This is a genomic window from Streptomyces sp. NPDC027962, assembly GCF_055566095.1.
Genome location: NZ_JBVHTA010000056.1, coordinates 41,849 through 44,495 on the forward strand (window position 1 = coordinate 41,849; position 2,647 = coordinate 44,495).

1 protein-coding gene, 2 rRNA genes and 1 pseudogene are annotated in these 2,647 nt (G+C 71.1%); all 4 read right to left on the minus strand.

Annotation, left to right across the window (positions count from 1 at the left end; genetic code table 11):
* Positions 1 to 140: 140 nt before the first annotated feature.
* Positions 141 to 908, minus strand: a complete 768-nt coding sequence (locus ACZ4SA_RS33735; protein WP_468281737.1) for a tetratricopeptide repeat protein — start codon at positions 906 to 908, stop codon at positions 141 to 143.
* 30 nt (positions 909 to 938) lie between these two features.
* A pseudogene (locus tag ACZ4SA_RS33740) lies at positions 939 to 1,685 on the minus strand (tetratricopeptide repeat protein); the annotation flags it as partial.
* A 639-nt stretch (positions 1,686 to 2,324) separates the two neighbouring features.
* Positions 2,325 to 2,441, minus strand: a 5S ribosomal RNA gene (gene rrf / locus ACZ4SA_RS33745).
* A 112-nt stretch (positions 2,442 to 2,553) separates the two neighbouring features.
* Positions 2,554 to 2,647: ribosomal RNA gene (locus ACZ4SA_RS33750) — 23S ribosomal RNA — on the minus strand; the annotation flags it as partial.

Here is a 2,647-nt window from a genome sequence, read left to right on the forward strand (position 1 = left end):
AGGGAGGGGGGGTTGGTTTGAGGCAACCGCAGGGGGGGTGGGGGGCGAGGGAAGAAAGGGGAGGGGAGGGGGGGGGGGCCGAAACCCAACCTGGGGTCCCCCCCCCCACTCATGTACCGCGAGCTGCGGCCGGCCGCAGGCTACTCGCCGGGCCGCGCGTCCGTGTCGGACGTCGGCTCGGCATCGGCACCCTTCACCGGGCTGTTGTCGGCGTCGTCGTGCTCGTCGTCCTGCAGAGCGTCGACGAACTCGACACCGTCCAGCTCGGCGAGCCGGTCCGACGCGTCGGTGGCGCCGTCCTTGTCGGCCTCGAGCGCCTTGGCGAACCACTCCCGGGCCTCGTCCTCGCGGCCGGCCGCGAGGAGCGCGTCGGCGTACGCGTAGCGCAGCCGGGCGGTCCAGGGCTGGACGGAGCTGGAGGCCAGCTCGGGGCTCTGCAGGGTCACGATGGCGGCGTCGAGCTGCCCCATGTCCCTGCGCGCCCCGGCCGCGACGAGCCGCATCTCGACCTGTCCCGCCTTGTCGAGCTTCTGCACCTCTGGCTCACCGGCCATCGCGAGGGCCCGCTCGGGCCGGCCGAGCCCGCGCTCGCAGTCAGCCATGACGGGCCACAGCTCCACGGTGCCGGTCATCCGCCGGGCCGCACGGAACTCGGCCAGCGCCTCGGAGTACTTCTGCGTCGCGTACGCGGCGAAGCCTGCCGCCTCTCGCACGGCGGCGACACGGGACGCGAGACGCAGCGCGATACGGGAGTAGGCGTAGGCCTTCTCCGGGTCCTCGTCGATCAGGTTGGCGACCATGACGAGGTTCTTGGCGACGTCCTCGGCAAGACCCTTGGGGAGGCTCTGCAGCTCCTGCCGCACGTCCTTGTCGATCTCGTCGCCCGTGACGTCCTCGGGGATCGGCAGACGCTTGATCGGCTCGCGGTCGGGACGGTCCCGATCATCCCGCCGACCGTAACCCCCTCGGTCACCGCGGTCACCGCGGTCGTCACGGGAACCGCGGTAGCCGCCACGGTCCCGGTCACGGTCGTCGCGGCGGGGGCCGCGGTAGCCGCCCCGGTCGTCGTCCCGGCGTCCGTAACCGCCACCGGAACGGTCATCGCGGCGGAAGCCACCACCGGCAGCGGGCGCGGGGCGGCCACCACGGTCGTCACGCCTGTCGCCACCGCGCTCGTCGCGACGGTCGTCACGGCGGAAGCCGCCCTGCCGGTCGTCACGCCTGTCGTCACGGCGATCGTCGCGACGGGAACCGCCCTGCCGGTCGTCGCGGGCGCCTCGGTAGCCACCGGGCCGCTCGTCACGACGATCGTCACGCGGACCGCGGTAGCCACCACGGTCGTCATCCCGACGGAAGCCGCCCTGCCGGTCATCACGTCGGTCATCGCGCCGGTCGTCACGGGGGCCTCGGTAGCCACCGGGCCGCTCGTCACGACGATCGTCACGCGGACCGCGGTAGCCACCACGGTCGTCGTCGCGGCGGAAGCTGCCCTGTCGGTCGTCCCGACGCGGGTATCCGCTCGGACCGGAACGGTCATCGCGCCGGAAGCCGCCACCGGGGCGCGCGCCGCGCTCGTCACCACGCCGGTCGTCACGACGGTCGTCACGGGGGCCTCGGTAGCCACCGGGCCGCTCGTCACGACGATCGTCACGCGGACCGCGGTAGCCACCACGGTCGTTGTCACGGCGCCCGTACCCGCCGCCGGAACCGCCGGTGCCTCCGCCGGAACGGTCGTCACGACGGAAGCCACCGCCGCGCTCGTCGCGGCGGTCGTCGCGGCGGTCGTCGCGGCGGTCGTCGCGGCGGTCGTCGCGGCGGTCGTCGCGGCGGTCGTCGCGGCGGAAGCCGCCGCCACCAGCGCCACCCGGGCGGGGCGCGTATCCGCCGCCACCGCCGGGGCGCCCGCCACGGTCGTCACGAGGCCCGCGGTACCCCCCGCGATCACCACGGTCGTCCTCGCGACGCGGCCCGCGATCACGGTCACGGTCGTCACGACGGAAGCCACCGCCGCCTGTGGGCCGGCCACCACGGTCGTCACGGGCCCCACGGAACCCACCGCGCTCACCACGGTCGTTGTCACGGCGGGGCCCACGATCCCTGTCGTCACGACCACCGCGGAAGCCGCCCCTGTCACCGCCGTCCCTGCGACGCGGCTCGCGATCCGGACGATCGTCGGAAGAGTTGGGGGACATCGGGTGACTCCTGTCTTCGGGTACCACAGTCATTCTCGCGCAGCCGGCCATCGGCCGCGCTTCGTCAATCTCGGAAAAACAAAAAGGACCCTTGGTCCAGCATGAACGCTGGACCAAGGGTCCTGAAAGATTGTTCGGCGGTGTCCTACTCTCCCACAGGGTCCCCCCTGCAGTACCATCGGCGCTGAAAGGCTTAGCTTCCGGGTTCGGAATGTAACCGGGCGTTTCCCTAACGCTATGACCACCGAAACCCTATCGGGTTCTAGCGAACAAGCACACTCTTCAATTAAATAAAGTGAAACTTGGTTCAACCGGTGCGACTGTTCGCAACCCGGGAACCACACAGTGGACGCGAGCAAATGAGGACAAGCCCTCGGCCTATTAGTACCGGTCAACTCCACCCATTACTGGGCTTCCATATCCGGCCTATCAACCCAGTCGTCTACTGGGAGCCT